24 protein-coding genes are annotated in these 24,807 nt (G+C 68.1%); 17 read left to right on the plus strand and 7 right to left on the minus strand.

The genetic code is table 11. From position 1 onward, the window contains the following. Positions 1 to 39: 39 nt before the first annotated feature. Complete coding sequence (locus KIP79_RS31955; protein ID WP_214108680.1) at positions 40 to 1,788, plus strand: bifunctional copper resistance protein CopD/cytochrome c oxidase assembly protein; 1,749 nt, start codon at positions 40 to 42, stop codon at positions 1,786 to 1,788. A 291-nt stretch (positions 1,789 to 2,079) separates the two neighbouring features. Here the strand turns inward: KIP79_RS31955 and KIP79_RS31960 are convergent, their stop codons facing one another. From KIP79_RS31960 to KIP79_RS31975, 4 genes are all read right to left on the minus strand, one after another. Beyond that, positions 2,080 to 2,706 carry a copper resistance CopC family protein gene (locus KIP79_RS31960; protein WP_214108681.1) on the minus strand — a complete coding sequence of 209 codons (627 nt, stop codon included), beginning with the start codon at positions 2,704 to 2,706 and terminating at the stop codon, positions 2,080 to 2,082. A gap of 72 nt (positions 2,707 to 2,778) precedes the next feature. Beyond that, a complete protein-coding gene (locus KIP79_RS31965; protein ID WP_214108682.1) occupies positions 2,779 to 3,267 on the minus strand; it encodes a hypothetical protein in 489 nt (162 codons plus the stop codon). 132 nt (positions 3,268 to 3,399) lie between these two features. Further along, entirely contained in the window at positions 3,400 to 3,711 is a 312-nt protein-coding gene (locus tag KIP79_RS31970; RefSeq protein WP_214108683.1) for a hypothetical protein, read from the minus strand. An 82-nt stretch (positions 3,712 to 3,793) separates the two neighbouring features. Beyond that, complete coding sequence (locus tag KIP79_RS31975) at positions 3,794 to 4,576, minus strand: DUF4253 domain-containing protein (RefSeq protein WP_308170002.1); 783 nt, start codon at positions 4,574 to 4,576, stop codon at positions 3,794 to 3,796. A gap of 293 nt (positions 4,577 to 4,869) precedes the next feature. On the opposite strand from KIP79_RS31975, the gene KIP79_RS31980 reads away from it, so the two are divergent. From KIP79_RS31980 to KIP79_RS32000, 5 genes are all read left to right on the plus strand, one after another. Continuing rightward, entirely contained in the window at positions 4,870 to 5,340 is a 471-nt protein-coding gene (locus KIP79_RS31980; RefSeq protein ID WP_214108685.1) for a hypothetical protein, read from the plus strand. Between the two features lie 358 nt (positions 5,341 to 5,698). After that, positions 5,699 to 6,451, plus strand: coding sequence for a class I SAM-dependent methyltransferase (locus KIP79_RS31985; RefSeq protein ID WP_214108686.1), 753 nt, complete (start codon positions 5,699 to 5,701; stop codon positions 6,449 to 6,451). Positions 6,452 to 6,562: 111 nt separating this feature from the next. Further along, positions 6,563 to 7,345: an oxidoreductase gene (locus KIP79_RS31990; RefSeq protein WP_214108687.1), complete on the plus strand. Its 783-nt coding sequence runs from the start codon at positions 6,563 to 6,565 to the stop codon at positions 7,343 to 7,345. A 583-nt stretch (positions 7,346 to 7,928) separates the two neighbouring features. Next, positions 7,929 to 8,777: an enoyl-CoA hydratase/isomerase family protein gene (locus KIP79_RS31995; protein WP_214108688.1), complete on the plus strand. Its 849-nt coding sequence runs from the start codon at positions 7,929 to 7,931 to the stop codon at positions 8,775 to 8,777. A gap of 30 nt (positions 8,778 to 8,807) precedes the next feature. Next, complete coding sequence (locus tag KIP79_RS32000) at positions 8,808 to 9,161, plus strand: MerR family transcriptional regulator (RefSeq protein WP_214108689.1); 354 nt, start codon at positions 8,808 to 8,810, stop codon at positions 9,159 to 9,161. A 228-nt stretch (positions 9,162 to 9,389) separates the two neighbouring features. On the opposite strand, the gene KIP79_RS32005 is transcribed toward KIP79_RS32000, so the two are convergent. From KIP79_RS32005 to KIP79_RS32015, 3 genes are read right to left on the minus strand one after another with little or no spacing between them, the layout of a single operon-like run. After that, complete coding sequence (locus KIP79_RS32005; protein ID WP_214108732.1) at positions 9,390 to 10,145, minus strand: amino acid ABC transporter ATP-binding protein; 756 nt, start codon at positions 10,143 to 10,145, stop codon at positions 9,390 to 9,392. Positions 10,146 to 10,162: 17 nt separating this feature from the next. Further along, positions 10,163 to 11,089 carry an amino acid ABC transporter permease gene (locus KIP79_RS32010; protein WP_214108690.1) on the minus strand — a complete coding sequence of 309 codons (927 nt, stop codon included), beginning with the start codon at positions 11,087 to 11,089 and terminating at the stop codon, positions 10,163 to 10,165. Between the two features lie 27 nt (positions 11,090 to 11,116). After that, complete coding sequence (locus tag KIP79_RS32015) at positions 11,117 to 11,992, minus strand: ABC transporter substrate-binding protein (protein WP_214108691.1); 876 nt, start codon at positions 11,990 to 11,992, stop codon at positions 11,117 to 11,119. A 647-nt stretch (positions 11,993 to 12,639) separates the two neighbouring features. On the opposite strand from KIP79_RS32015, the gene KIP79_RS32020 reads away from it, so the two are divergent. The 11 genes from KIP79_RS32020 (at position 12,640) to KIP79_RS32070 (ending at position 24,362) form a co-directional block, all read left to right on the plus strand. Continuing rightward, a complete protein-coding gene (locus KIP79_RS32020) occupies positions 12,640 to 13,068 on the plus strand; it encodes a hypothetical protein (RefSeq protein ID WP_214108692.1) in 429 nt (142 codons plus the stop codon). 13 nt (positions 13,069 to 13,081) lie between these two features. Next, positions 13,082 to 13,669: a cucumopine synthase-related protein gene (locus KIP79_RS32025; protein WP_214108693.1), complete on the plus strand. Its 588-nt coding sequence runs from the start codon at positions 13,082 to 13,084 to the stop codon at positions 13,667 to 13,669. Positions 13,670 to 13,704: 35 nt separating this feature from the next. Continuing rightward, on the plus strand, positions 13,705 to 14,460 hold the full coding sequence (locus KIP79_RS32030; protein ID WP_214108694.1) for an SDR family NAD(P)-dependent oxidoreductase: 756 nt from the start codon (positions 13,705 to 13,707) through the stop codon (positions 14,458 to 14,460). Between the two features lie 3 nt (positions 14,461 to 14,463). Continuing rightward, positions 14,464 to 15,228, plus strand: coding sequence for an SDR family NAD(P)-dependent oxidoreductase (locus KIP79_RS32035; RefSeq protein ID WP_214108695.1), 765 nt, complete (start codon positions 14,464 to 14,466; stop codon positions 15,226 to 15,228). A gap of 43 nt (positions 15,229 to 15,271) precedes the next feature. Further along, entirely contained in the window at positions 15,272 to 16,102 is an 831-nt protein-coding gene (locus tag KIP79_RS32040; protein WP_214108696.1) for a MurR/RpiR family transcriptional regulator, read from the plus strand. A 35-nt stretch (positions 16,103 to 16,137) separates the two neighbouring features. Further along, positions 16,138 to 16,932: an IclR family transcriptional regulator gene (locus KIP79_RS32045; protein ID WP_214108697.1), complete on the plus strand. Its 795-nt coding sequence runs from the start codon at positions 16,138 to 16,140 to the stop codon at positions 16,930 to 16,932. 96 nt (positions 16,933 to 17,028) lie between these two features. Next, positions 17,029 to 18,555 (plus strand): histidine ammonia-lyase, encoded by a 1,527-nt coding sequence (gene hutH / locus KIP79_RS32050; RefSeq protein WP_214108698.1) that lies wholly within the window; start codon positions 17,029 to 17,031, stop codon positions 18,553 to 18,555. Next, entirely contained in the window at positions 18,552 to 20,174 is a 1,623-nt protein-coding gene (gene hutU, locus KIP79_RS32055; protein WP_214108699.1) for a urocanate hydratase, read from the plus strand. Before hutH ends, hutU begins: the two co-directional genes overlap by 4 nt. 34 nt (positions 20,175 to 20,208) lie before the next feature. Further along, complete coding sequence (locus tag KIP79_RS32060) at positions 20,209 to 21,513, plus strand: formimidoylglutamate deiminase (RefSeq protein WP_308169998.1); 1,305 nt, start codon at positions 20,209 to 20,211, stop codon at positions 21,511 to 21,513. Continuing rightward, a complete protein-coding gene (gene hutI, locus KIP79_RS32065; RefSeq protein WP_372453727.1) occupies positions 21,504 to 22,670 on the plus strand; it encodes an imidazolonepropionase in 1,167 nt (388 codons plus the stop codon). The genes KIP79_RS32060 and hutI overlap by 10 nt, the downstream gene beginning before the upstream one ends. Before the next feature lie 213 nt (positions 22,671 to 22,883). Continuing rightward, complete coding sequence (locus KIP79_RS32070; protein WP_214108700.1) at positions 22,884 to 24,362, plus strand: DUF1996 domain-containing protein; 1,479 nt, start codon at positions 22,884 to 22,886, stop codon at positions 24,360 to 24,362. Positions 24,363 to 24,807 lie beyond the last annotated feature (445 nt).

The following is a 24,807-nucleotide window of genomic DNA, read 5'->3' on the forward strand; positions in this document are numbered from 1 at the left end:
CTGCCGGTTTTCGTCGGCGGGGCCGTGGTGGCGTTGGGCGTGTTGCTGCTCGCGCTCTGGTTCGGCGGGGGGACGCCGACGCCGTCCATCCAGGGGCTGCCGTCGCCGGGGGTGGTGACCAGCTGGGGGCTGCCGCTAGTCCGGCTTGTTCACGACATCTGCGCCATTGTCACGGTTGGCGTCCTGGCGTTGTCGGTGATCTCGGGGGATTCCCGGGTGGCCGCGGCGGCGGGGCGGTGGGCGGTGCTCTGGGCGTTCACCGCGGCGGTGACCGCGGTGCTCACGCTCTCCGACTTCCTGGGACTGCCGGTCGGGGAGGCGCTGGAGTCGGGGGTGCTGGCGACCTTCCTCTTCGACATTCCGCAGGGGCAGGCGTTCCTGATCGTCACCGTGCTGGCGCTGTCGGTCGCGGTGGTGGCGGTGCTGCCCCTGGGCCGGTGGGGGAGGGTGCCGCTGCTCCTGGCGGCGATCGTGGGCGTCCTGCCGCCGGCGTACGCGGGGCACTCGGCGTCGGCGGCCGATCACAATCTGGCCGTGTCCAGCCTGATGTTGCACATCGCGGCGGTGACCGTGTGGGTCGGCGGGCTGGTGGCGGTGGTCGCGTTCGGCCGGAGGCTGCCGGAGCTCCCGACCGTGGTGCGGCGGTTCAGCGTGCTGGCGCTCTGCTGTTACGTGGCGGTGGGGGTGTCGGGGGCGGTCAACGCGTGGGTGCGGGTGGGTGATCTCTCCTTGATCTTCACCAGCCGGTACGGGCTGCTGGTGCTGGGGAAGATCGTGTTGTTGGGGGTTCTGGGGTGGTTCGGGTGGCGGCATCGGCGGGCCACCATCGACGCGCTGGAGACCAGCCGGGCGCCGTTCCTGCGGCTGGCGATGGGGGAGATCGTGGTGATGCTCGCCACGGTCGGGCTGGCCGTGGGGCTCTCCCGGACCGCGCCGCCGCTGTCCGATATCACGCTGAGCACGGTGAACACGTTGCTCGGGTACGCGCTGGAGCCGCTGAACGCGGCGAACCTCGTCCTTCAGGTCCGGCCGGATCCGATTCTGCTGCTTGGTCTTGTCGGGCTGGGGGTCGCGTACCTGGTCGGGGTTGGGCGGGTGGGGCGGGTCTGGCCGTTGTGGCGGACGGTGGTGTGGTTTGCCGGGCTTGTGGTGCTGGGGTATGCGGGTGCTGGGGGGCTCGCCGCGTACGGGCCTGCGGTGTTTTCGGTGCATGCGGTGCAGTACGGGCTGCTGGGTGCGCTCGCGCCCGCATTGTTGGTGTTCGGGGCGCCGCTCACGCTCTATCAGGAAGTGAACCCGGCGGGGGGTGAGCGTATCAACGGCTCGCTGGCGCGGTTGCTCTCGCAGCCTCTGGTCGCGCTTGGGTTATATGTCGTGCCGTTGCTTGTCCTCTATCTGACGCCGCTTTTCGATCTTGCGCAGTCCAGCCTTGCTGTGCGGCTTGTGCTTCAGGTCGTCGTCGTTTTTGGTGGGTCTGTGTTCTTCGCGGTGGCGGTGGGGGAGGATCCGATTCCTCGGCCGATTACGGCTGTGGTGCGGACTCGGTTGTTGGCGGGCGGGCTGGTGGCCAACGCGCTGGTTTCCTTTGTTCTTCTGGTTGGTGCTGTGCGTGGCGAGGGTTGGTATGCCTGGCTGGAGTTGCCGTGGGCTCCGGATCGGGCGGGCGATCAGCAGTTGGGGGCCATGCTGGCGCTTGGCGTTCCGGCGTTGACGATCATCGTGTTGATGGTGCTGTTGCTGTCGAAGTGGCGTACTGCTCGGCAGCGTGTCCCGGCCACCAAGGACTGAAATTTCGGGATATGTCTGACGGGCCCGGGAGTTGTGACTCCCGGGCCCGTCGCTATTCGGTTGCTACCGGCTCTGTTGCTACCGGCTCTGTTGCTGCCGGTCGGGTTGCTGCCGGTCGGGTTGCTGCCGGTCGGGTTGCTGCCGGTCGGGTTGCTACCGGTTGGGTTGCTGCCGGTCGGGTTGCTACCGGTTGGGTTGCTGCCGGTCGGGTTCCGACCGGCGCTGTTGCTATGGCGTTGTTGCTATGGCGCTGTTGTTACGGCTCTGTTGCTACCGGTTCCGCCCGAAATTTCAGGACTCGTCCGTGGTGTTCTTGCGGGCCGTGCCCAGCCAGACACCGGCGCCGACGACGACCAGCACCCCACCGCCGACCCAGAGCCAGCCGGGCACGCCGCCGCCTTGCGACGTCTCGTCATCGGCTCCGACCGCCGACAAGGAGGGTGTGGAGGCTGCCGACGGGACTTCCGTACCGGCCCCGGCCGTACCCGGCCCGCTGGGCGACGGTGAGGCCTCTTCCAGGGACGGGCTCGGGCTCGGGCTTGGACTCGGGGTCGGGCTTTCCTTGACCGTGAAGGGGATCTCGCCCTCGATGGGATGGCCGTCGATGGAGACCACCCGCCAGGCGATGACGTACTTCCCGGCCGACAGCGGCTCGGTCACCTCCACACGTACGGTGTCCCCGTCCAGCTTCGGCTTCCCGAGGGGGAGCTTCTGGTCGTCCTGAAGCAGGGCGACGACCGGGAACCGGATCTTCGACGTGTACTCGAGCTCGATCGTCTCCAAGCTGGAGACCTTCTCGTCCTTGGCCGGGTTGCTGCTCTTGAGCCGGTCGTGGGCGTACGCGGCCGGAGCCGAGAGAGCGAGGAAGAGCCCTCCGGCGATCGCGGCCATCACAGAATTGCGGATAAAGCGCGGCATGGAAGCCAACGTGTACTCCAAGGGCTAATGCCCGGACCTACCGGGCACAACGGGACAACGGACACGCGCCCTTCAGGCGCAGCCCATCCCCGGTGGCCCCCGCCAGGCCACCACCCTCGCGAAGTTCTGCGTCCGCCGTACCACCGGATCAGCGAACACCGTCCACAACGGCACACTGACCCGAACCGGCGCCACCCCCACCGTCCACCGAAACACCCGAACCAACGGCGCTCCCCACAGCCGCACCATCAGCCCAAGCGCACTCTCCCCCCGATAAAGCCACCACCCGGTCACCACCCCCACGACCAGGTGAACAATCCCCATCCCCAAATTCAGATGAAAATGCCCCGTCACCAGCACCGGTGCCGGTGCCACCCACCCGAACAGCTCGTGCAGCCCCAACTGCACCCCGACCGTCCCGCCGATCACTCCCGCAGGCCCGAGTTCCCGCCCACTCACCCCGTACGCGAACGCGGCCACCCCGACAGCGCCAACCCCCAGCACCCCGAGCCCGACCGGCCCGCCCCCGGCCAGCGCATGCCCACCAGCGGTGACGCCCACACACACCACCGCAAACACCCAAACCCGCAAAACCCGCCAAACAGGATCCCCAGCGGACACCCCCACATCCTCCCAGCGAACTCACGCCGATGAGAACCCCGCGGCTCTCCCCTCACCTAGTGATACGCATGCCTAGGCGTCCCGAAGATCGGGGTAGTACAACACCTCGACGAACATGATCTGGTCACGTACGACATCAAGGATCAGGTATCCCCTCTCGGAGTTCAGCGATACGTTCCGATACCCGGGACCGTAGGCCCCGTCAGGCGGCGGGGCGGTACGGAAGCTCTGGCAGAAGTCATCGCCACACCCACACCACTGGTAGAGCCGAACGTCCCGCACAGAGATCGCAAGCTCGGCTTCCCCTTCCGCCTCAAGACACGAGACAAGCTCCGCCATGAGCCCCGGGAAAAGCTCGCGAATCAGGGGGTGAGCATCCTCCACGCTGCGACCCTATTCGTACGGCTTTCCTTGCGCTCGCCCACGATCATGACCTTTTCGCGTACGAAAGAACCACCAGGCGACGTCAGTCCCACCAAAAGCCCCAGACGTCGCGGCCTACCAGTTGCTGGGCGTAGGCCCTGAGCGTGTACGGGCTGTCGCCCTGCAGGATGTTGTCCGGGCAGAAAGCGAAATGTTCGGCCGCCACCTGCAGAGCATGATCCAAGGTCGTGGGTGGGGCGGCCACGCTGACATGGAGGGTGTCGAACCCGACGGCGACCACCCGCGCGCCGAAACGGGTCTCCCAGCTGCGCAGCATGGCCGACAGCGGAGGTGTCTCGCCATGGTTGATCGGTCCAGTCCACCCCATCACTGCCAGGGCGTCCGCTCCGCGGTCGGCCGCCACCAGACCCAGGTGCCCATGGTGCTCGTCGAACAGCTTGGCGCACCGGTCGGCGGAGTCGTCCGGATCCGCGCCGGACTCACCGAACGGGGCGAGGCCGGGGCAGTCACCGCGAAAGGGTTCGAGGTCCTCCAGGCGAAGGCCTTCCAGGTCGCCGTCCCCATCGCCGTCTTCCGCCCAGTAGGCCCACGCCTGAGCCATAAAAGCGGACGCGTCGTACTTGTCGATCTCGGTCACCGGAACGGGCACCAGTTCGCCGTCCTCCCAGGGCCGACCGTCCTCATCTTGCAGCAGGATCAGCGGCCAAAGCCCCGACCGAGGTTGCTCGGCGCGGAAGGCAGCCCACACCTCCCCCTCGATGGGCCGCCTGCTCATCCAGAGGGCCGGAGCGTCCGACTCGATCACGACGTCGTCATTCCGCAGGGACGGATCCGCCGACACCAGAAGCCCTTCAGGCAACGGCACATCCAACCTGCGCCCCGCACCGCCGCCGGGAAAGAGTCGAGTCAGCTCCGCTGGCAGAACATGCCTATTGCCTGTCATCTCGGCTCCCAAGCGTCGTCAGGCGCGGTCTCCCCTCACCGTCCTAGAGGGGCTGGCGGAAGCACCGTACTCAGACCGACCGACAACTTCGGCGATGGTCTTGGGCCACGCGGCGAGCGCCAGTTCGGCCGTTTCGGTGAGTCCAGCTGCCGTGACGGACTGTGAGCCCTGCCGCCATCCCGGAAGTGTCATTGCTCGGCGTTACTGTCGCTGCCATGCCGGTACCTGAATTGATCCCCATCTCATACGAGCCCGACTACCACACCGACACCATCGGCGCCCACGCTGGAGGCTTGTTCTTCGGAGGGGTGTGCAGGGGATGGCCGGTCGTGGCCTACGAAGGAACAGGAGAGTGGCCCTGGCGGAATGAGCATGGGAAGTCGGTGCCGGGACCGTGGTTCGCGATCCTTCATCTGTTCGATCGTGATGGCCGGCACCGCGGCTCAGAGATCAGGCCGGCCGCCGACGGGGCTGAGGCCGATCAGGCGTTGCAGCGGATGATGGCTGGGTTGCAGGAGGTCAAGTACGAGGACATCGCCATTCGACCCTTCCGCGTCGATGCCCACGGCTGCGTGTTCGGCCTCATAGACGAGACAGGAAAGGCCGAAGACGGCAACGGGCATGTCGAGTACTACCCCAACATGATCGGGTTCTACGAGCCATGGGATGGCTCCTACGACACCTGAGCGCACCCCCCATCCGGAGTATTTGGTCGTCACGCTATTTGTGACCGACAACTCGCAAAGGTGTCACGTTGCTGCGTGGCGCTTTACTGTCACCCCGCCAAGGCCGTACGGGGCCGTAAAGTCACCCCATCACCACATGCGAAGAGGACTTGTGCACGGGGGCACTCCTTTTCGTCTTCGCGGGGGAGAACCTGCATGGCAGCTTGCTGACAATGAGCGGCCATAGTCCTTATCGCCCAGGTAAAGCAGAGTGGGCACAAGTCTGCCGAGCGGCGGGATCTGGGGTGCTCCTTGCGAACATGGTGGCGGGGAGGAACCTCTCGGACAACTCACATCCCCAATGCGCGGCGATGTCCTTGTGTCCGAGATCCTGGAGCAGACAATGGCTCAGTACGACGAGATCGCTGATCTGTACGACGCGGGTAACGACAGAATCGGCCCATTCCGGCGACACGTGGAGGAACACACGTTCTGGAACATCGCCGGTTCCGTAGACGGGCTCACGGTGTTCGACGTGGCCTGTGGCGACGGCGCTTACTCCCGTGCGCTGGCCGAGCGAGGTGCCAAGGTCGTGGCCATGGACCAGTCGGCCGAAATGATCCGCATAGCCCAGCAGGTCGAGAAGGAGCAGGAGCTCGGCATCGAGTACCTCGTTCAGGACGCCACCGAACTGGCATCGGTCGGTCAATTCGACCTGGTCACGGCCATCTATCTCCTGCACTACGCGCCCTCGGAAGAAGCGCTGGAAAGCATGTGCCGCGGTTTGCGGGCCAACGTCAAGGACGGGGGACGCCTGATCACCTTGGCCTTCAACCCGGAAATCGACCCGGCCCGCGCCGACATGACCAAGTACGGATTCCGGCTGAAGCTCCCCGAGCTGGAGGACGGCGCGGAATGCTCAATCGAGGTCCTGCTCGATCCTCCATTCGGATTCAGCTTCTTCTACTGGTCCAAGGATGTCCACGTCCGGGCCCTTGAAAACGCCGGTTTCAAGAACGTGGTCTGGCACAACTCGATCTGCTCCCCGGAAGGCCTCGCCGAATACCCCGCCGGCTTCTGGGACGGCTATCTCCACAACCCGCACGCGGTGTTCATCTCCTGCGAGGTCTGAGCCGAGGCCGAGCCAGGCGACGGGGTCCTGCGATCCGATACCAGAGCCGCCGAGCCCGTCCCCGGCGCGAGCAGACCATCCTGTACCTACAGTTCAAGAAATGGTGTGATCATGCGGCTCAATCTCGACTCCAAGACGGCCGTCGTCACCGGAGCCAGCCGGGGTATCGGACTGGCCACCGTACAGACCTTGATCGACGAGGGAGTGCGGGTCGTCGGAGCCGCTCGCACCATCACCCCCGAGCTCAAGGACGCCGGAGCCATCCCGGTCGCGGCAGACCTCGCCACCCCCGAAGGGGTCACCACCCTGATCGACACCGCCCTCGCCGAACTGGGCGGCATCGACCTGCTGGTCAACAACGTCGGAGTCGGCGACGCCGTCGAGCCCGTCGGCTTCCTCGACACCGACGATGCGCGCTGGGCCGCCACCTTCGATCTCAACCTTTTCAGCGCGGTCCGTGCCACCCGCGCCGCCCTGCCCAGCCTGATCGAGCGGAGGGGATCGGTGGTGAACGTCTCCTCCATCAGCTCCAGGCTCCCTGGCACCGGTCCCGTCGCCTACGGCGCAGCCAAGGCGGCCCTGGTCGCGCTCGGCAAGTCCCTCGCCGAGGAATTCGGCCCTCAAGGCGTACGGGTCAACACGGTCTCACCCGGGGTCGTGCGCACCGGCGTCTGGGTGGACCCGGGCGGCTTCGGCAGCAAGGTGGCCGCGAGCGTCGGAGCGGAGCACGCCGCGTTCCTCGAGCAGATCCCACAGGCGTTCGGCCTCACCACCGGCCGGATCACCGAGCCCCAGGAGGTGGCCGCCCTGATCGCCTTCCTCCTCTCCGACGTCGCCGGCAACATCACAGGCGCCGACTACTTCATCGACGGCGGCGCCGTCAAAGCCCTCTGAAACCTGGGCAGCACCGACCTCTCCACCGGAACCGGAGCACTTCACCCGAGGGACAAAGTGCCAAGCAATGACAGGTCGCCGCCGTTGTTGCTGCTTTGGCCGATTACGCACACTCGGACTTGTCTCCCGATTCCCCCACAAGGAGGTCATTCATGTCCATCGAACTGGACGGCATGGGCACCAACCACAACATCGGCTGAACGAGTCACCTTGATTCGGCGCCTGGGCGGCCTGCTCGCGGATCGTTTCGGTACGCGGCAGGCCGCCACCGCGGGCTCACGCTCCTGGCGGCCGGGAGCGTGGAAACAGTCGGTGTCCGGGCCTCGTTGCTCCGCCGGTGACGTGTGGCAGCGCGAGGGCGGCCGAAATGAGTGAGGCCACTCAGCACGAACGCCTTGCTCGCCGCGTAGACCGCCTGTTCGAGCTCGGCTGGTAGGCCGCGAGACTCGCCACGTGACGCGCGCTGCGTGCGCGGATGCACTTGCAGTTGACGTTGGCGTCAGGTCCTAGCGTGACGACCGGCGGTCGGAACCGACTGCCGCAAGTCGGCTGCGGGCTCCGCCCGCGGAAGGTGGCAGCCTCCATGACCTACACCGGATACACCGTCCTCGACATCGAGCGGACGGGCGCCGTGCTCACCGTCACGATGAATCATCCCCCGCTCAACCTGCTCGACCGCGTACTGGTCCCCGAACTCAAGCGGTTCGTCCGCGAGGCGGCCGACGACCCCTCCACCACCGTGATCGTGTTCCAGAGCGGCGTACCGGATTTCTTCGCGGCGCACGTCGACGCCGGATACGCTTCCGACCCGGCGGGATTCGCCGCGCTAGGCGCGGACGACACCGATCACGAGGGACTCAACCCCATGCAGCATCTGGTCGCGAGCGTCCGGGCTCTCCCGCAGGTCACCATCGGCAAGCTCCGGGGCTACCTACGAGGCGGCGGCAATGAGTTCGCCATGGCGACCGACCTCAGGTACGCGGCGGACGGGGAGACGTGGATGGGGCAGATCGAGGCACGCATGGGCATCATCCCGGGCGGCGGCGGCACCCAGCTGCTCGCCCGAGCCGTCGGGCGATCGCGCGCACTCGAGGCCGTTCTGACCGGGGACGTCTACGACGCACGCACCGCGGAGCTCTACGGGTGGATCACCCGCGCGTTGCCGGCCGACCAACTCGACGCTCACGTGGCGGACATCGCCCGCCGCATCGGGTCACGCGTACCCGCGCAGATCCGGGCGGCGAAGGCCGCCATCGACCCGACAACCGCGGGCGACCGGCTCGACGCCGACCTGGGAGTCGAGGCCGCGGCGCTCGGCAACGTCTACCCTTCTCCTCCCGAGGTCGAGGAGCGCATGCGGAAGGCCCTCGCGGACGGCATGCAGGCACCCGAGAACGAGCGAGAGCTTGAAGCGTTCCTCGACCGGCGCTGACCGACCAGCAGGACCGGCGGAAGGCTGGCCATGAGGATCGGCGAACTGGCGGCCGCGGTCGGCGTGAGCCCGCGCGCGCTGCGCTACTACGAGGAGCAGGGCCTCCTGCGACCCGATCGGACGCCGACAGGGCATCGGGTGTACCCGGAATCGGCCATCGAACGGGTCCACCTGATCCGGCTCCTCCTCGCCGCCGGTCTCGCCAGCCGGACGATCATCGACATCCTCCCGTGCCTCGCCACCGGCACCATCGCCAGCGCCCAGCTGGAGATGCTGAAAACCGAGCAGGTCCGGATCGACAGCCAGATCCGGTCGCTGGAACGCGCCCGCGAGCGGCTCGCCGACCTCATCTCGACATCCGTGGTCCGCGATCAGGCCTCCTGACGCGAAGCCAGCCCGGCGACTCGGTTCGTCGCGAGGCCTCGGCCTCGATCTGGTCACCCAGCTGCTGCGGCGCGGCGACAACGTCGCGGCCGAGGTCGCGGACTTCGGCATCAAGGTGAACCTGATCGAGCCCGGCTACATACTTCAAGCGCTGGGGGCGGTAGTGCGAGAGGCCGGGGTCATCCACTCGCACAGCGCGCCCGTCGCCGAGATCATCGCCACGCTTCGTCAGGAGATCCTGGACTGTATGTGACGGAGGAAGCTCTGCGCCCGCAGACTCGTCGGATTCTCTATGACCTGGGTGGAGGGCCCGAGTTCCGCGATGACGCCCGCGTCCATGAAGGCCACGCGATCACCCACATCACGGGCGAAGGTCATCTCGTGGGTGACCACCACCATGGTCATCCCGCCGCGGGCCACATCCCGCATAACCGCGAGAACCTCTCCGACGAGTTCTGGATCCAACGCGCTGGTCGGCTCATCGAAGAGCATCACCTCGGGTTCCATCGCCAGGGAGCGCGCGATCGCCACGCGTTGCTGCTGGCCACCGGACAGATGCCGGGGAAAGGAGCCGGCCCACCGTGCCATGCCCACCTTCTCCAGGGTGGCCAGCCCGCGCTCCCGTGCCTGCGCCTTCGGCACACCGAGCACCTTGCGCAGACCGATGGTCACGTTGTCGAGCGCGCTGAGGTGCTCGAACAGGTTGAAGTGCTGGAACACCATGCCCACCCTCCTCCGGAACATCGCGATCTGGGACTCGGTCGCCTCATGGAGGGCTCCATCCTTGACCACGCAGCCGACGTACGTTCCGGCGACATCGATGTATCCACCGTCGATGGTCTCCAAGTGGTTCAGGCAACGGAGCAGCGTGCTCTTGCCCGATCCGGAAGGGCCGATCAGGCACAGGACCTCCCCGGAGGCGACGTCGAGATCGATGCCCTTGAGCACGGCCACGTCGCCATAGGATTTGCGTACCTGGCGCATCCTGATGATCGGCTGGTTCACCGGCCGTCTCCTTCCACGGGCTTGGCCTGTTCGGGGCGCGTCCGTTTGCGCGCGCCGGCCAGCGCGAAGTGTCTCTCCAGGAAGTGCTGGCCGAGGCTGGCCAGTGAGACGAGAACGAGGTACCAGAATGACGCGACCATGAGCAGGGGGATCACCGCGAAGTTCGCGCCGTAGATCTGCTGCGCACGGGTCAGCAGATCCCCGCCGCCGATCACCGCGACCAGGGCGCTGGCCTTGAGGAGACTGATGAACTGGTTTCCGGTCGGCGGGATGATGACGCGGATCGCCTGCGGGATGACGATGCTGCGCATGGCCATGCCCCGCTTCATACCGATGCTCTTGGCCGCCTCCATCTGCCCGGCCGACACCGAGATGAACCCGGACCTGATGATCTCGACCATGAACGCACTCTCGTGCAGTGCCAGCCCGATGATCGCCGCGGTGAACCCGCTGATGAGATCGTTGACTTTCCAGTTCCATGCCCCCACCCCGATCTGGGGGACGAACAACGCGGCGTTGAAGCAGATCAGCAGCAGCACCAGGAGCGGCAGCCCTCGAAAGAACCCCACATAACCGCGGACGATCAGTCGCAGCACCGGGTTTCGCGACTCACCCAGCAGCGCGAGCCCCGCCCCGACGGCGATGGCTATCGCCTGAGCGAGCAGGGTGAGCTTGAGCGTCACGACGAGCCCCGCCAGGATCGGCTCGGAGAACAGGTACTGCCAGAACACACCCCACTGGAGTTGGTCGTTGCCCGCGACCTGCCATACCGCCAGAGCGCCCAGTGCCACGGCGACTGCGCCGGTGATCCAGTGGCCGGGGTGACGCAGCGGTCGAGGAGTGGCCAGGGGATCGAGCACATCCTGTCGATCCTCAGGGCCGGTTCGCGGGCTGGTGTCCATCGTCTGTCGCCTCATTGTCATTCGGCGCTCCTCGGACGGCGATGTGGCTCACTTGCCACAGGCGCCACAGAGTTCCGGAAGCGGGAGCGGCCGCTCGGTGGCGAGGTTGATCCCCGGCTCCGTGAGCGCGACGTGGGACAGGCCCCACGAATCCATGACCTTCTGGTAGGTGCCGTCCTTGATGGTGGCCTCAAGCGCACCGAGAATCGCCTCGGCAAGAGGACGGTTGTCCTTGTCGACCACGATGCCCACGTAGGTCTGCGCCATCAGCGGGCTGCTCCAGATTTCGAACGCTCCGCCGCTCTCCTTCTTCTGCCAGGCCCCGGTCGCGACGTCGGTGAAGACCAGATCCAGCCGACCGGACTGCAAGGCCGTGTTCTGGTCCGCGGCGGTCGGGAAGTTGGTGACATTGAGACCCGCCTTCCCCGCCTTCACGCAGTTTTCCGAGTAGCGCTTGGCGTCGTCGACGAACTCCGTCCCCGTCTGCACGCCGGCCTTCAGACCGCACAGGGAGAGGGGATTCTCACTCACCTGCCCGGGATTCTTGACGGTCGTGAGCACGCCCTTGGCGGCGTAGGCGTAGTCGACGAACATCACCTGCTTCTGCCGCTCCTGGTTGTCGGTGATGCATTCCATCGCGGCGGAATAACGACCGCTCTGGACGCCCGGGAGAAGGCCGTCGAAGGCGATCGACTCCTGTTTGATCGTGATGCCGAGTCGTGGCGCGATGGCCATCAGAATGTCGTGGTTGAAACCGGCGATCTTGTTGGTGGCCGGGTCCAGGTAGTCGCAGGGCGGGTAGGAGGCATCAGTGGCCACGATCATCTCGCCCCGGTCGCGGATGTCGGCCGGCAACTTGTCGTGCAGCGCCGAAATCGCCTCGGCGTTCGTGTTGATCGGGCTACGAGACGAGCCGGCGTCCACGCCGGAGTTGGACGAGCCGGCACCGCAGGCGGTGGCGAGGAGGATGGTGGTCGCCGCTACGAAGGTGCTAACAAGCGGCCGGTGAGGATTGTGCATGAAATCTCTCTCATACGGAAGGTCCGCCGCTGGGACAGACCGGAGCTTGCGTCACGTTTCCCCCGCCTGGCGGTTGCGCGGCGCTCACTCTGGCGTGGAAACCATTGCGAGTGGAACCGGCATCCGTCGGGTGACTAGATAGTTACAGGACCTCGACTTCTGAATGGGAGTCATTCTTTCCCGTTGCTGTCCCACAGCGGAGACAGCCGCCACGCACCCATGGACGTCGTCGGTGGCTCGGCGGGCACACCCAACGCCTGGGAGGCTCGCTGGACGGCACTGGTATCGGCGCAGGTCAGTCCAGGTTAGGCGATGCTTCCGGGTGGCCACGACCAGGGTGCCGCCCGCACCCCTGACGGCGTATCCCGCACGGGAAGCGGCCCGCTCTTCTCACTCCGGTGATGCCGAAACTGTGAGGATTCCGGCTTCCATGCATTCATGAATGGCGATCATTCACGTTATTGACGGATGAATGAAAACCGACCTATGATCCCGGCACCGGCGCCCTTCACGGACCGCGCTTCATCATTCACTCAGCGGAGGAGTTCGCCTTGAGTCGCCCCACCCACATCAACCTGGACTTCGCGTCCCTGGGCATCGTGCTGAAGGCACGGCTGCTCTGGGACCTCAACCCGGAGCTGTGCCAGAAGTTCCTGGAGACCCTGCCGTTCACCACGATCTACTCGCACACGACGGCTTCCGGTCAGGGGATGTACGCGCCCACCCGGGTTGTTGGAGCGGTCCCGGCCAAGCACATGCTGTTGACCGAGATGCCGCACGGCACGCTCACCTTGAGCACCGACAACTACAAGACCCTCGGCTTCTTCTACGGCCGGATCACCGAGCCCCTACCGGGATTTCCGCCGATCGCCGAAGTGGTCGATGAGGACAAGCCGCGGATGGGCCAGGTCGGACGCGAGGTGTGGCTGTCGAACACGGTCACCCACGAGCCCATCGCCGTCACCGTCACCACCGCCTGAAAGGAGCCCCCCCATGAACGACGTGCTCGCCCTCCAACAGGAGCTCAAGGACGAGACCGACCGGATCTGGCTCGATGAGCCGGAAGAGATCAAGAGCATGCGACTCGGCGTCTTCACCTCGGACGCCGGAAGCTACGGGCAGTTCTTCTCCAACCTGGTCTTCGTCAACGGCGACATGCGCGCGCTGTCCACCTGGATCACGCCCGCGATCATCGTACGGGCCCTCGATGACGACCGGTTCGACCTGCAGCAGTGCAAGGATCTGTTCGCCTGGACCAACCTCGTCAACGTGGACTTCCTGGCCTACTGCGGTTTCGTGAAGTTCGGGACCTTCGTCCACCGGATCGTGGAGGTCTTCCCGCAGATCCAGACCAAGCAGGAGCTCTCCGACCTGCTCGGCGCCTGGTACGCCTACGCCAACCGGATCTACCTGTGGGTGCACCACACGTTCCCCTGGGGGCTTGGCACGGCCTACCCCAAGCTCAGCTCCGAGGACCTGGAGTACATGGGCAAGGCCAAGCAGTCACGTGCCGTGCACGACTACTTCGCGCGCTACGGCACCGGGCTGGTCGACTTCGCCGAGACCGCGGAAGCCAAGTGACCCCAGCCGCCGAGCCGAGAGAGCGAGACAGACCCGTGTCACTCGGGCCGATCGCATTGATCGCAGGAGCGAGCAGCGGCATCGGCGGCGCCGTCGCGCGTCAGTTGACGCGCGACGGCTACCGGTGTGTGCTCCACTGCTTCCGGAACCGGGCCCACGTCGAGCAGACGGCGGCGGAGCTCACCGGTCCGCCGCCGCTTGTCGTCGCCGGGGATCTGACCGACCGAACGCAGGTCCACCTGATGGCGGAGCGTATCGCGGATGATCTTGGAGTAATGCCCCACGTGGTGGTCAACTGCGTGCACGGCACGCCGCACACCGGCGACTTGACGCACGTCGGCACGTCCGACTGGCAGCGGGAGGCCGGCGCCATCGTGAGCCACCTCAATCTGGTCGGCGAGTTCGTCCCCGCCATGATCGCCGCCGGTGGCGGGTGCTTGGTGGCCGTCAGCGGGGGCCTGGCCAGACGGCACGCGGCCGGTCTCGGGTTGTACGGCGCGGCCAAGGCGGCCGTCGAGGCACTCACCCGCACGCTGGCACTGGAGGTCGGCGCGGCCGGCGTGCGGGCCAACATCGTGGCGCCCGGCCGGCTGCTTTCCTGGCAGGACGAGCCAGGCCCCGACGGCGACCCGTTCGCGCTGCTCGAACGGGCCACCAAGTGGCGGCGGGCGCTGCCCACCCTCCCGAGGGTGCAGGACGTGGCGGCCGTCGTGAGCTTCCTTGTCTCCCCGGCCGGCGCGTCCCTCACCGGCCAGATCATCGATGTCAACGGGGGCGAGCAGATTGGGTGAGTCATGCGGCTAGAAGGAATCGCGCTGATCACAGGTGGTGCGGAACGAGTGGGCCGCGTTGTCGCCGAGCGGTTGGCCATGAACGGTGCGACCGTGGCGCTCAACCACTTCGGCCAGGCGGAGGCGGCCGCGGCCACGGTCGAGAGCATCGCGCGCACCGGCGGATCGGCCGCCGCGTACGAGGCCGACGTCTCCTCGCCCGAGGCGTGCCGGGCGCTGGTACGGCAGGTCCTGGCGGACCACGGACGCATCGACTACCTCGTCCACAACGCCAGCAGTTTCGTGGCGCGGCCGTTCCTGGAGACCACCGAGCGGGAGTTCGACACCTCCTTCGGGGTACTTGTCCGCGGTCCGTACTTCCTCACCCAGGCGGTCGGCGCGCACATGTTGGAGCAGGGCCGAGGAAAGATCATCGCCATCGCCGGAAACTCCTACTACGAGGGCTGGCCCCTGCTGACCAGCCACTCGATCGCCAAATCCGCCATGGTCAGGATGATGGAGATCCTGTCGGTGACCTTGGCTCCCACCGTTCAGTGCCACGTCGTGTGCCCCGCGCACATCCTCAACAGCGACGGCGGGACGAACACTGACCTGAGGGCGCGACGAGGCGAGATCTCCGACGGCGAGTCGCTGCGGCTCGCCGACGACGTCGTGCTCCGCGAGGGCAGGCCAGAGGACGTGAGCGAGCTGATCAGCTACCTGTGCGGCAGCACGCCCTATCTCAACGGGACGGTCATCAGCATCGACGGTGGTAAGCGTAACTTCTAGGACCTCGTTAGGCGGATAGGCAGTGGGAAGGGAGACTTCATCCATGTCACGACAGTTCGTGGAGTTCTTCGCCAGCTTCCGTCTCACTCCTGCCCAGCGCCGGATCGCGCAGACGCTGGTGGAGCACTCAGGTGATGTGCCGTACCTGTCGGCGAGTGAGGTGGCGACGATGGCGAACGTGAGCCAGCCGTCGGTGACCCGGCTCGCGGTCGCCGTCGGGTACACGGGGTACGCGGAGTTCCGCCAGGCACTCATCGAGATGCTCGCCCTGTCGCCCTCGGGATCCGAACTGGAGGAGCCGAACGAGTACCAACGTGCCGTCAACAGCGAGACCGAGAATCTCCGCGCCCTCGGCGCCCGGCTCGTTGATCGCACCGCGATCCGCAAGGCCGGCGCCGACATCATGGCGTCGCCGGTCGCGGTGGCGCTCGGGCACCGCTCCGCGGCGCACCTGGCCGGCTATTTCGGCCACTACGCGGCCAAGGTTCATTCCGACGTCAGGGTGATCACCGCCGCGGGGTCGGCGATGACCGACGCGCTGCTCGCGGCCCGCGACGTGGGCGCCGAGACGCTCGTCGCGTTCCTTGTGTCGCGCTACCCAGTGGACACCGTGCAAGGGCTCGCGTACGCGCGTGAACTGGGCTTCCGGCTGATCCTGCTCACCGACTCCGACGTCGCGCCGGGCAACGAGTGGGCCGACGTGCTGCTTCGGGCCGACTCCTCGTCCCGGCTCATCTTCGACAGCCACGCCGCGGCGTTGCTGGCCGCGTCGATGCTCGTGCAGGCGATGTGCGATGAGGATCCGGCCCGGGTCCAGCGCCGGCTGGAAGACCTAGAGAGATCACTCAAGGGGCGGCGAGTCTACGTCACTTGAGCATGCACAGGGAGGGAACTGCTCCGATGTCATCCATGCCCACGGCGACCCAGATCCTACGCATACTGCGCTACCTGGCCGGCCATCCCGCCGGCGCGCGCGCCTCGGTCATGGCGGCGGAGCTGGGCCTCCCTCGCTCCACAACGTATCGCCTGCTGGGCATCATGAGCGAAGAAGGCTTCGTCCTGCACCATCCGGATGATCAGACGTACGGTCTCGGCGCCGGGGCGTTCGAGATCGCGAACTCCTACGGTTGTGACGCGACCCTGGAGCGTCTCGGGGAGCCGCTCCTGACCAGGATGGTCGAGCAGCAGTTCCCGAAGGCCATCGGCCAGCTCAGCGTTCTGCGCAGCAGGGAGACGCTCCACCTGCTGCGCAAATCCGGAGTCCAGGCGCCGGTCAGCATCACCAACACTGGTGTCCGGCTTCCGGCGCACCTGACCGCGACCGGCCGGGCGATGCTGAGCTGCCACACGCAGGAGCAGGTTCGCGCGCTCTTCGACGACCAGCGGTGCTTCGTGCTTCGCACCGGAACAGGGCCGACCAACCTGCGGGAGCTGCACGAGGTGCTCAGGAACGTACGAGCGCTTGGTTACGCCCGCGAGACCAACGAGATCGCCGCTGGGCTGGCCTCCGTCGCCGCCGCGGTGGTGGATCCCACCGGATACCCCCTGGCGGCCATCGGACTGACCTTCCGGGCTGAGGAACTGGACAGCGATCTTCGCGATCGCGCCGGTCACGCCTGCCGGCAAGCGGCGCTGGAGGTCGCCTACCGCCTGCACGGGGCACGGCGGTACACCACCGTGCGCAACAGCAGGGCCGCCTCCTGACGCCTGTCTCCGCCGCGGCCCCCCTTGTCTGAGATCCGAGACACCACCTGCTTCTGGGCCATGATGCGCCCGGCCCCGCATCGCTGAAATAGAGATATGTCAAATGTGATACAGCTTGGATCGTCGCCGCTGCGCCGCGACCAGGTGCTCGCGGTCGCCCGCGACCACGCGGAGGTGGCGATCGACGCCATCGCGGAGAAGAGCATCGCCCAGGGCCGCGCGCACGTGGACGCGTTGATCACGGCCACCCGGCCGACCTATGGCGTGTCCACCGGGTTCGGCGCGCTCGCGGTGCGGCACATCCCCATCGACCGCCGTGCCGACCTGCAGCGCTCGCTGATCCGCTCGCACGCGGCGGGTACGGGGCCGGTGGTCGAGCCGGAGGTCGTACGCGCGCTGATGCTGCTACGGTTGCGCACGCTGGCCACCGGGCACACCGGGGTCCGGCCCATGACGGCCGTCACGCTCGCCGCGATGCTCAACGCGGGCATCACGCCGGTCGTGCACGAATACGGCTCACTCGGCTGCTCCGGCGACCTCGCCCCACTCGCCGCCGTCGCGCTCGCGCTCATGGGAGAGGGCGAGGTGTTCGATGCCGCGGGCAGCAGAGTGCCCGCCGCGTACGCCCTGCGCGAGGCCGGCATCGAGCCGGTCACGCTGGCGGAGAAGGAAGGGCTGGCGCTCACCAACGGCACCGACGGCATGCTGGGCATGATGGTGCTCGCGATCGCCGATCTGGAGCGCCTGCTCGATGTCGCCGATCTCACCGCGGCCATGAGTGTCGAGGCGTTGCTCGGCACCGATCGGGTGTTCGCCGAGGACCTCCAGGCGCTGCGCCCGCATCCCGGCCAGGCCGTCTCGGCTCGCCGGATACGGGAGGCGCTGGCCGGCTCGGAGATCGTCGCAAGCCACCGCGGCCCGGACTGCCCGCGCGTGCAGGACGCCTATTCGCTGCGGTGCGCGCCGCAGGTGCACGGCGCGGCCCGGGACACGCTCACGCACGCCGAGGCCGTCGCCGACCGGGAGCTGGCCGCCGCCGTGGACAACCCCGCCGTCCTCGCAGACGGGCGGGTGGAGTCCAACGGCAACTTCCACGGCGCGCCGCTCGCGTACGCGCTGGACTTCCTCGCCGTCCCGGTCGCCGATGTCGCCGGCATCGCCGAGCGACGTACCGACCGGATGCTCGACGTCGCGCGCTCGCACGGGCTGCCCGCGTTCCTCGCCGCCGATCCCGGTGTGGACTCCGGGCACATGATCGCGCAGTACACGCAGGCGGCGATCGTCAGCGAGCTCAAGCGGCTGGCCGTACCCGCGTCGGTGGACTCGATTCCCAGCAGCGCGATGCAGGAGGACCACGTGTCGATGGGCTGGTCGGCGGCCCGCAAGCTGCGCCGCGGAATCGCCGGGCTGACGAGCGTGCTGGCGATCGAACTGCTCACCGCCGCCCGCGCGCTGGACTTCCGCGCGCCGCTGCGTCCCGCCCCGATCACCGCGGCCGTGCGTGACCTGCTGCGCTCCCGCGTCCACGGGCCGGGACCCGACCGCCATCTGGCCCCCGAGATCGCCGCCGCCGAGGAACTCATCACCTCCGGAGCGGTGCTGGCCTGCCTGGAGGGACGATGACGCTCACCGCCGAGAACTGGCAGACCGAAGCCGCGCTGCGGATGCTGCGCAACAACCTCGACCCGGCGGTCGCCGAACGGCCCGAGGACCTCGTCGTCTACGGCGGCACCGGCAAAGCCGCCCGGGACCGGCCCAGCTACGACGCCATCGTGCGCTGCCTCACCACACTGGCGGGCGATGAGACCCTGCTCGTTCAGTCGGGCAGGCCGGTCGGCGTGCTGCGTACCCACGAGTGGGCCCCCCGGGTGCTGATCGCCAACTCCAACCTGGTCGGCGACTGGGCGACCTGGCCCGAGTTCCGCAGGCTGGAGGCACTCGGACTGACCATGTACGGCCAGATGACCGCGGGATCGTGGATCTACATCGGCACCCAGGGCATCCTGCAGGGGACCTACGAGACCTTTGCCGCGGTGGCCCGCAAGCGCTTCGGCGGCACCCTGGCCGGCACGCTGACGGTCACCGCCGGGCTCGGCGGCATGGGCGGCGCGCAACCGCTGGCCGTCACGATGAACGGCGGCGTCGCGCTCGTCGTCGAGTGCGACCCGCACCGGGCGCGGCGCAGGCTGGACACCCGCTACCTCGATGAGCTGGCCTCCAGCCTGGACGACGCGATCGAGCGCGTCCAGGGAGCCAAGGCGCGGCGCGAGGCGGTGTCGGTCGGGGTCATCGGTAACGCCGCGGAGGTGCTGCCCGAGTTGCTGCGCCGGGGCCTGGAGGTGGACATCGTCACCGACCAGACCTCCGCCCACGACCCGCTCGCGTACCTGCCGATCGGCGTCGCCGTCCAGGACTGGCACCGCTACGCCGCGGAAGAGCCCGAGGAGTTCACCAGCCGGGCCAGGGCTTCGATGGCCGCGCACGTGGAGGCGATGCTCGGTTTCCTCGACGCCGGGGCCGAGGTGTTCGACTACGGCAACTCCCTGCGCGGCGAGGCCGAGCTGGGGGGCTGCGCGCGGGCGTTCGATTTCCCCGGCTTCGTGCCCGCCTACATCCGGCCGTTGTTCTGTGAGGGCATGGGCCCGTTCCGCTGGGCGGCCCTGTCCGGCGACCCGGCCGACATCGCCGCGACCGACCGCGCCATCCTCGAACTGTTTCCAGGCAACGAATCGCTCGCGCGCTGGATCCGGCTCGCCGGCGAGCGGGTGGCGTTCCAGGGACTGCCCGCCCGTATCTGCTGGCTCGGCTACGGTGAGCGGCACCTGGCGGGGCTGCGGTTCAACGAGATGGTCGCCCGCGGCGAGGTGAAGGCGCCGATCGTCATCGGCCGGGACCACCTGGACGCCGGCAGCGTCGCCTCGCCGTACCGGGAGACCGAGGCCATGGCCGACGGCTCCGACGCGATCGCCGACTGGCCGCTGCTCAACGCGCTGGTGAACACCGCGTCCGGCGCGACCTGGGTGTCGATTCATCACGGCGGCGGCGTCGGCATGGGGCGTTCCATCCACGCCGGGCAGGTCTGCGTCGCCGACGGGACGTCCCTGGCGGCGAAGAAGATCGAGCGGGTGCTCACCAACGACCCCGCGATGGGCGTCATCCGGCACGCCGACGCGGGTTACCCGGACGCCGCGCGGGTCGCCGCCGAGCGTGGCCTGCGCATTCCGATGCGGGAGCAGAGGTGACGGCTAAGTTCGGCGCCACCAGGCTGGAGCGGTTGTGCGGGTGACGTATTGGTGCGAATACGCCTGGCTGCCGGAGGGCGTCACCAGCGCGGTCCGGATCGAGATCGCCAATGGACGCATCTGCGCGGTCATCCCGGGCCAGCCGCCCACCGGCGCCATCCTCACCGGGCTGACCACGCCCGGCTTCGCCAACGCGCACTCGCACGCCTTCCACCGCGCACTGCGCGGCCGGACCCACGCCGATCGCGGCACCTTCTGGACCTGGCGGGAACTCATGTACCGGCTGGTGACCAGGCTCGATCCGGACTCCTACTACCGCCTCGCCCGCGGGGTGTACGCGGAGATGGTGCTCGCCGGGTACACCAGCGTCGCCGAGTTCCACTATCTCCACCACGCGCCCGGCGGCCGGCGCTACGCCGACCCGAACGCGATGAGCACGGCCCTGGTCGCCGCGGCCCAGGACGCCGGAATCCGGTTGTGCCTGCTCGACACCTGCTACCTGACCGGGGGATTCGACCGGCCGCTGGACGGCCCGCAACTGTGCTTCGGCGACGGCACCGCGTACGACTGGGCCGAGCGTCTGGCGGCCTTCCGCCCCGAGTCGGAGCAGGTCGTGGTGGGCGCCGCCGTGCACTCGGTGCGCGCCGTCCCGCCCGTCGCGCTGCCGGTGGTCGCGGGCTGGGCACGCGGGCGACCACTGCACGTGCACCTCTCCGAGCAGCGCGGGGAGAACGAGGACTGCCTGCGGGCCTACGGCCGTACGCCCGCCGCGGTGCTCGCAGACGGTGGCGTGCTCGGCCCGCGCACCGTCGCCGTGCACGCCACTCATCTCACCGAAAGTGATGTCTCGATGATCAGCCGGTCGGGAACCCGCGCGTGTTTCTGCCCCACGACCGAGCGTGATCTCGGTGACGGCATCGGTCCCGGCCGCGCCCTGCTGGACGCGGGAGTCGCCCTGTGCCTGGGCAGTGACAGCCACGCGGTGATCGACCCGTTCGAGGAGACGCGGGCGCTGGAGCTCGACGAGCGGCTGGCGAGCCAGGCCCGCGGCCGGTTCACCGGTGCCGAACTGATGGCCGCCGCGACCTCCCATGACGCCCTCGGCTTCGCCGACGCCGGACGGATCGAGCCCGGCGCCGCCGCCGACCTGGTGACCGTCACCCTCGGCTCCGTCCGCACCGCCGGGGCCGAACCGGACGGCGTGCTCTTCGCGGCGACCGCCGCCGACGTCACACAGGTGCTGGTCGCCGGTCGGCGGGTCGTCCACGACGGCGTGCACGTACGCGTCGAGCGGCCCGCCGCGCTCCTCGCCGAGGAGGTCCAACGCCTGTGTCAGTGAGATCGACGCTGGTCACCGGAGTCGGGGAGCTCACCACCAACGATGCTGAGCTCGGCGTGCTACGCGACGCCGCCGTCGTGTTCGAGGGAGACCGCGTCGCCTGGGCCGGTGCGGCGGGCCACGCGCCGACCGCCGACGCGATGGTCGACGTCGCCGGGCGGGCCGCACTGCCCGGCTGGGTGGACAGCCACACCCACCTGGTGTTCGCGGGTGACCGCACCGCCGAGTTCGGGGCGCGGATGGCCGGAAGGCCCTACCACGCGGCCGGCATCGCCGTCACCGTCGAGGCCACCAGGAACGCCACGGACGAGGAACTGACGGCCAACCTCGCGCGGCATGTCTCCGAGGCGGTACGGCAGGGCACCACCTACCTCGAGACCAAGACCGGATACGGCCTGGACGTCGAGCACGAACGGCGCCTGGCCCGGATCGCCGCCACAGCCGCCGACGAGGTCACCTTCCTCGGTGCGCACCTCGTCCCCGCCGACATGAGCCCGGAGTCCTACGTGGACCTGGTGTGCGGGGAGATGCTCGACGGCGTCGCCGGGCAGGTGCGCTGGGCGGATGTGTTCTGCGAAACCGGCGCCTTCGACCGCGACCAGTCCGAGCGGGTGCTGCGGGCCGCGGCGGCGTGCGGGCTCGGCCTGCGTGTGCACGGCAACCAACTCGGGCCGGGCCCCGGCGTGCAACTCGCCGTATCGTACGGCGCGGCCAGCGTGGACCATTGCACCTACCTGTCGGATGACGACGCCGAGGCGCTCGCCGCCTCGGACACGGTGGCGACGCTGCTGCCCGCCTGCGACCTGTCGACCCGCCATCCGCTCGCGCCCGCCCGGCGGCTGCTCGACGCCGGGGCCACCATCGCGCTCGCCACCAACGCCAACCCCGGCACTTCCTATACGACATCGATGGCCTTCTGCGTGGCCACGGCCGTACTCCAAATGGGCCTGTCGATCGAGGAGGCCGTGTGGGCGGCCACGGCCGGGGGCGCCAGGGCACTGCGCCGCGACACCGGAGACGGTGCCGTCGGGGTCATCCGGGTGGGGGCGCGGGCGGACCTACACGTGTTGGACGCCCCCTCGGTGACTCACCTGGCCTACCGCCCCGGGGTGCCGTTGACCTGGGCGGTCTGGCGACGCGGACAACGGATGCTCTGAACCGCCTGGGGGTGGGGGATTCGAACCCATGGCCTCTTCGTCAGGAATCGGTCCAGTGGTCAGGAGACGGGTCGGGCGCAGGACGGACAAACAAAACCTTCCGAGGTTCTCCGAAGTTTTCGTTATCCACTGGTGACACGTGGGTCTCCTGTGTGGCGGCGCGTTCGAGCGCCCCCCTCCGCGACTCCTCAACAGGACAAGGACCCCATCACCATGACCACAACCGCCTCGCGCGGCATCCGAGCCGGACGCGCAACCGGCGTACGTCAGGTCCGCCGCCTGGCGCTGGCCGGTGTCCTCGCCAGCATCGTGGGCACCTCCGTGGTGAGCGTCGCCTCCCCGGCCACCGCGGCCGAGGTGCCTCTCTCGCAGGGCCGTAACGCCATCGCCTCCTCGTCGGAGCGCGGCGACCTGTCGCCCGCGGCCGCCTTCGACGGCAAGACCGGCACCCGCTGGTCCAGCAAGTTCAGCGACCCGCAGTGGCTCGCGGTCGACCTCGGCAAGTCCACCGCCATCAAGAAGATCGTCATCAACTGGGAGAACGCCTACGCCACGGCGTTCCAGATCCAGACCGCCGCCGGCAGTAACGACCCCTGGAAGACGGTGTACAACACCACGGCGGGTAAGGGCGGCGTCCAAACCATCAACGTGTCGGCCACCGGCCGGTTCGTGCGCCTGTACGCGACCAAGCGCGCCACGCAGTGGGGCGTCTCGCTGTGGGAGTTCCAGGTCTTCGGCACCGGCTCGGGCACCTCGAACCCGACCCCCACCCCCACTCCCACCTCGACCCCGACCAAGCCGGCTGAGCCGACGCCCAGCGCCACCCCGACCACCGGCACCCCCGTCGGCGGCTGGGTGCCGGTGAACCAGGCCGAGTGGAAGAAGGCCCTGGACGCGTACAACAAGGTCGCACCTCAGACGGTCCCCGCGAACATCGTGAGGGTTCCCGAGTTCCACACCAACTGCACCGTGGCCAACGAGGCCAAGGACGACCCGATCGTGCTGCCCGGCCTGGTCGGCGCCTCCCACCTGCACACCTTCTTCGGCCCGCAGGTGTCGGCGAACACCACGACGGAGGACCTGCTCAAGAGCACCACGACCTGCGACGCGCCTGGGGATAACAGCGCCTACTGGGCGCCGACCTTGCTGAAGAACGGCAAGCCGGTGCCGATGAAGAACTTCCGCGTGTACTACGGCTCCCGGCTCAAGGACCCGTCGGACGTCGTACCGTTCCCGCCGGGCATGCGCCTGGTGCAGGGCGACGCGAAGCGGCAGGTGGCGACGCCGAAGGGTGCCTCCGGCCAGTTCTGGTGCGCTGGCAGCGCGGAGACCGGCCGTAGCGCCGACGGCAACTGGCCCGTCTGTGCCCCGGGCGGCAATCTGATCTACCAGCTGACGTTCCAGGACTGCTGGGACGGCAAGCACATCGACTCGCCCGACCACAAGTCGCACATGGGTCCGGCCAAGGACGGCAAGTGCTCCGGTGCATACCCGGTCGCGCTCCCCAACATCTCGCTCATGCTCGGCTATGACTCCCTCGGCGGTGACGGCCTGGCGCTGTCGTCGGGCATGGCGTCCTCGATTCACGGCGACTTCATGAACGCATGGAAGCCGGAGACCCTCGGCGCACTCGTGAAGATCTGCATCAACCAGAGGGCCAAGTGCGGCACCACACCAGGCTGGGGCCGCTGACCAATCCCCGTCGCCACCTTCGCATTACGTACCGTGCCGGTGATCCCGCGTTTCGCGGGGCTACCGGCACGGTACGCGTGCCCGTAATAAATCAACGGCTGCGCCGCCCGGCACCACGTCGGTGCAATCGATCACGAGCGACAACGGCGGGCCGTGGCTATGGACCGCATTTTCCCGGTGGCTACACGTCCGTAGGTGTCCGCGACTGCCTCTGCCTGATCCACGCCCCAAGGCCGAACAGGAGGACGGTACTGACCACTGTGATCCCCAAGCAGATCATGAGCGACAGCGGGGTCAGAAGGGCTAACGCCATGAAAATCGCGGGGGCGACGAAAAGGCGGTCCAGTACCGGACGGCGCTGAGACCACCGCGCTACTCGGTCCGGCGGCACCCAGCTAATGATCGCGAAGTACCCGTACGTGAGTCCGGCGAGAACCCCCATCAC

It is taken from the genome of Acrocarpospora catenulata (assembly GCF_018476525.1).
Lineage (GTDB): Bacteria > Actinomycetota > Actinomycetes > Streptosporangiales > Streptosporangiaceae > Acrocarpospora > Acrocarpospora catenulata.

Coding starts and splice junctions, on each gene's coding strand:
- KIP79_RS31960 (WP_214108681.1), bottom strand. CDS start 2,706: ATGCCGCGCTTTATCCGCAATTCTGTGATGGCCGCGATCGCCGGAGGG.
- KIP79_RS31980 (WP_214108685.1), top strand. CDS start 4,870: ATGCCGGTACCTGAATTGATCCCCATCTCATACGAGCCCGACTACCAC.
- KIP79_RS31990 (WP_214108687.1), top strand. CDS start 6,563: ATGCGGCTCAATCTCGACTCCAAGACGGCCGTCGTCACCGGAGCCAGC.
- KIP79_RS31995 (WP_214108688.1), top strand. CDS start 7,929: ATGACCTACACCGGATACACCGTCCTCGACATCGAGCGGACGGGCGCC.
- KIP79_RS32000 (WP_214108689.1), top strand. CDS start 8,808: ATGAGGATCGGCGAACTGGCGGCCGCGGTCGGCGTGAGCCCGCGCGCG.
- KIP79_RS32005 (WP_214108732.1), bottom strand. CDS start 10,145: ATGCGCCAGGTACGCAAATCCTATGGCGACGTGGCCGTGCTCAAGGGC.
- KIP79_RS32010 (WP_214108690.1), bottom strand. CDS start 11,089: ATGACAATGAGGCGACAGACGATGGACACCAGCCCGCGAACCGGCCCT.
- KIP79_RS32025 (WP_214108693.1), top strand. CDS start 13,082: ATGAACGACGTGCTCGCCCTCCAACAGGAGCTCAAGGACGAGACCGAC.
- KIP79_RS32035 (WP_214108695.1), top strand. CDS start 14,464: ATGCGGCTAGAAGGAATCGCGCTGATCACAGGTGGTGCGGAACGAGTG.
- KIP79_RS32040 (WP_214108696.1), top strand. CDS start 15,272: ATGTCACGACAGTTCGTGGAGTTCTTCGCCAGCTTCCGTCTCACTCCT.
- KIP79_RS32045 (WP_214108697.1), top strand. CDS start 16,138: ATGCCCACGGCGACCCAGATCCTACGCATACTGCGCTACCTGGCCGGC.
- hutH (WP_214108698.1), top strand. CDS start 17,029: ATGTCAAATGTGATACAGCTTGGATCGTCGCCGCTGCGCCGCGACCAG.
- hutU (WP_214108699.1), top strand. CDS start 18,552: ATGACGCTCACCGCCGAGAACTGGCAGACCGAAGCCGCGCTGCGGATG.
- KIP79_RS32070 (WP_214108700.1), top strand. CDS start 22,884: ATGACCACAACCGCCTCGCGCGGCATCCGAGCCGGACGCGCAACCGGC.